This is a genomic window from Nocardia sp. NPDC058497, from assembly GCF_042720195.1.
In the GTDB taxonomy this organism is placed as follows: domain Bacteria; phylum Actinomycetota; class Actinomycetes; order Mycobacteriales; family Mycobacteriaceae; genus Nocardia.
Genome location: NZ_JBHXMY010000657.1, coordinates 1 through 3,096, shown reverse-complemented (window position 1 = coordinate 3,096; position 3,096 = coordinate 1). Strand labels below are relative to the sequence as shown.

General features: G+C 66.4%; 6 protein-coding genes and 1 pseudogene. 2 read left to right on the top strand and 5 right to left on the bottom strand.

Annotated elements, in window-relative coordinates; all coding sequences use genetic code 11:
• The 5 genes from ACFWPJ_RS29000 to rplN form a co-directional block, all read right to left on the bottom strand.
• The coding region (locus tag ACFWPJ_RS29000; RefSeq protein WP_378856111.1) for a hypothetical protein at nucleotides 1–201 on the bottom strand (201 nt) is incomplete at its 3' end.
• A gap of 187 nt (nucleotides 202–388) precedes the next feature.
• On the bottom strand, nucleotides 389–574 hold the full coding sequence (locus tag ACFWPJ_RS28995) for a type Z 30S ribosomal protein S14 (protein ID WP_040731429.1): 186 nt from the start codon (nucleotides 572–574) through the stop codon (nucleotides 389–391).
• A 4-nt stretch (nucleotides 575–578) separates the two neighbouring features.
• Nucleotides 579–1,142, bottom strand: a complete 564-nt coding sequence (rplE, locus tag ACFWPJ_RS28990; protein ID WP_378856109.1) for a 50S ribosomal protein L5 — start codon at nucleotides 1,140–1,142, stop codon at nucleotides 579–581.
• Nucleotide 1,143: 1 nt separating this feature from the next.
• Entirely contained in the window at nucleotides 1,144–1,461 is a 318-nt protein-coding gene (rplX, locus tag ACFWPJ_RS28985; RefSeq protein ID WP_019045061.1) for a 50S ribosomal protein L24, read from the bottom strand.
• A 2-nt stretch (nucleotides 1,462–1,463) separates the two neighbouring features.
• Nucleotides 1,464–1,832 (bottom strand): 50S ribosomal protein L14, encoded by a 369-nt coding sequence (rplN, locus tag ACFWPJ_RS28980; RefSeq protein WP_043647623.1) that lies wholly within the window; start codon nucleotides 1,830–1,832, stop codon nucleotides 1,464–1,466.
• A 269-nt stretch (nucleotides 1,833–2,101) separates the two neighbouring features.
• Here rplN and ACFWPJ_RS28975 point away from each other — a divergent pair, with 269 nt between their 5' ends.
• Together ACFWPJ_RS28975 and ACFWPJ_RS28970 are read left to right on the top strand one after the other, a co-directional pair.
• Nucleotides 2,102–2,548, top strand: a complete 447-nt coding sequence (locus ACFWPJ_RS28975) for a hypothetical protein (protein WP_378856107.1) — start codon at nucleotides 2,102–2,104, stop codon at nucleotides 2,546–2,548.
• A 108-nt stretch (nucleotides 2,549–2,656) separates the two neighbouring features.
• Nucleotides 2,657–3,096: pseudogene (locus ACFWPJ_RS28970) on the top strand (hypothetical protein); the annotation flags it as partial.

Below are 3,096 nucleotides of genomic sequence, written 5' to 3'. Positions count from 1 at the left end.
GGCGGCCGCCCGGGCGTCGCCGGAGAGCCCCCCCGCGTCGGCGATCCTCACCTCCAGCGCGGCCCGCGCGGCCAGCCAGTCCCCCAGCTTGCCCGAGGCTGCGGCGAAATACGCCGACACCGAGGCGAAGGCGCCGCTGCTCACCGCGGCGGTGGCTGCCTCGGCAACATCGTCGGGAATGGAGATCGTCACGCGCTTCATACTCTGATCATACTCGCAGTATGAAGCGGCTCATACCCCGGCGAACTCAGAATTTCTCGCCCATCGCCCTCACACAGGCACACCGGTCTCGGAGTTCTGAAACGCGCGAAGGCACGGACTCCCTCGCGGAAGTCCGTGCCTTCGTTCGTTATTCGCCTAGGCGGCTGCGCTCACGAGGAGCGCGGGCTCACCAGGAGCTCTTGTGCACGCCCGGGAGCTCGCCACGGTGGGCCATCTCACGCAGGCAGACGCGGCACAGGCCGAACTTGCGGTACACCGCGTGGGGGCGGCCGCAACGCTGGCAGCGGGTGTAGGCGCGGACGGCGAACTTCGGCTTGGCCTCCGCCTTGATGCGCAGTGCTTTCTTAGCCATGTGCTCAGTTCTCCTTGAACGGGAAGCCGAGGTGCTTCAGCAGCGCGCGGCCTTCTTCGTTGTTGGTCGCCGTGGTCACCACGGTGATGTCCATACCGCGCGGGCGGTCGATGGAATCCACGTCGATCTCGTGGAACATCGACTGCTCGCTCAGGCCGAACGTGTAGTTGCCGTTGCCGTCGAACTGCTTCGGCGACAGACCGCGGAAGTCGCGGATACGCGGCAGCGCGATGGAGACCAGGCGGTCGAGGAACTCCCACATGCGGTCGCCACGGAGGGTGACCTTCGCGCCGATCGGCATGCCCTCACGGAGCTTGAACTGCGCGATCGACTTGGTGGCCTTGCGGACCTCCGGCTTCTGGCCGGTGATCAGCTCGAGGTCATTGATGGCACCGTTGATCAGCTTCGCGTCGCGGGCGGCGTCACCGACACCCATGTTGACGACGACCTTGACGACGCCCGGGATCTGCATCACGTTGGCGTACTCGAACTCGCTGTTCAGCGCGTCCTTGATCTCGGCGCGGTAGCGCGCCTTCAGCCGGGGCTGAGTCTGCTCAGAGGTGGTCATGTCAGATGTCCTTCCCGTTCTTACGGGAGATCCGAACCCGCTTGCCGGTCTCTTCGTCGGTGCGGTAGCCGACGCGAGTCGGGTTACCGTCGGAGTCGACGACCATCACGTTGGAAACCTGGATGGGGGCTTCCTGGGTCACGATGCCACCCGAGGAGGCGCCACGCTGGTTCGCGGAGTCCGCGACGTGCTTCTTGATCCGGTTCACGCCTTCGACGAGAACCTTGCCGGTCGCCGGGTAGGCCTGGATGACCTTGCCCTTGGCGCCCTTGTCCTTGCCCGAGATGACGAGGACGGTGTCACCCTTGTGCACCTTCATGGTCAGAGCACCTCCGGGGCCAGCGAAACGATCTTCATGAAGCGCTTGTCGCGCAGCTCACGGCCGACCGGGCCGAAGATGCGGGTGCCGCGAGGATCGTTGTCCGGCTTGATCAGCACGGCAGCGTTCTCGTCGAACTTGATGTAGGAACCGTCCGGACGGCGGCGCTCCTTGACGGTGCGCACGACGACAGCCTTGACGACGTCGCCCTTCTTGACGTTCGCGCCGGGGATGGCGTCCTTCACGGTGGCGACGATGATGTCACCGATACCGGCATAGCGACGCGACGAGCCACCGAGCACACGGATGCAAAGGATTTCCTTCGCCCCGGTGTTGTCGGCGACGCGCAGTCGCGACTCCTGCTGAATCACTTCAGCACCTCCTGGACCTGGATGTATACGTACGCCGGATTGCCGACCCGACGCACATGGTCAGTCACCCACCGGACGCGCGCCTGCCAGCGGAAATACCTACCACTGGGGGTTCACTGCCGGATTGCGGACGCAGAGCTCCCGCAGGCAACCGGTCTAGTGTAGGTGAATCCCCAGGTCGACCCAAATCGGGGTCGCTCCCACTAATCTGAATCAGATATGTTTCAAACCTCTGTGGGCGCGGTCGCGCCGTTGCTACGGTCGCGCGCATGAAGCTCTCCCTGCCGACCACCCGCCGCCTCGCGACCGCCGCGAGCGCCTTCGCCGCCGTGCTGACGATCGCCGCGCCGCACGCGACCGCGGGCCCGATCATCGACATGCTCACCGACACCCTCACCGTCGGCTGCACTTCCAAGATCGACGTCGTCGGCCTCGACGACTACGTCGGCGCCCAGGTGGACTTCGTCGCCAACGGCAAGTTCTTCGCCAGCGACACCGTCGACCTGGAGGTGAACGTCGGCGGCGTCACCGTGGCCAAGGCTACCGCCTACTACCACGTCGAGACCGGGGTCGAGGTGCAGCTCTCGCTGCTGCTGCACGCCACCGGCGCACCACTGGTTACCAAGCGCGTCCCCACCGTCGCGAAGATCCTGAACGCGGGCAGCGGCCTGGCCTGTGACATGGCCACCGGCAGCGCCGGAATCTCCTCGGACTGACCGGCCCCGATCGGCCGGTATCCCACCGAGTGGCGGCCGCGCCGGTAGCCTGTGCGAGCTGGTTCGCAACGAACAGGGTGCGGCTGCCGCATCGGGGAAGGAAAACCTGTGACATCGTCCGGTCGTCGTCCGTCGGTGCTGGATCGCCGCGCATTCCTGATCGCCATGGGCCTGGTGCCCGTGGCGGCCGCGCTGGCCTCGTGCACGTCCGATACCCCCGAAGTGCAGCTCACCGGTGTGGACATGGGCGGCGGCGATCCGGCGATCCGCCCGCAGGACGACCTGTACCGCCATGTCAACGGCGCCTGGCTGCGTGACTACCAGCTGCCGCCGGACAAGGCTTCGGTCGGCGCGATCACCGACGCCAACGACCGCACGCTCGAGCAGCTGCGCGCGATCATCGAGAGCATCAAGGACCCGAAGCAGGGGTCCGAGGCTCAGCAGATCAAGGACCTCTACGACGCGCGCCTCGACCTCGACGAGATCGAGCGGCTCGGCGGGGCCGGAGGGCCCGGCGGGAAGGTCACCGTCGTCGCGGAGGACGAGTC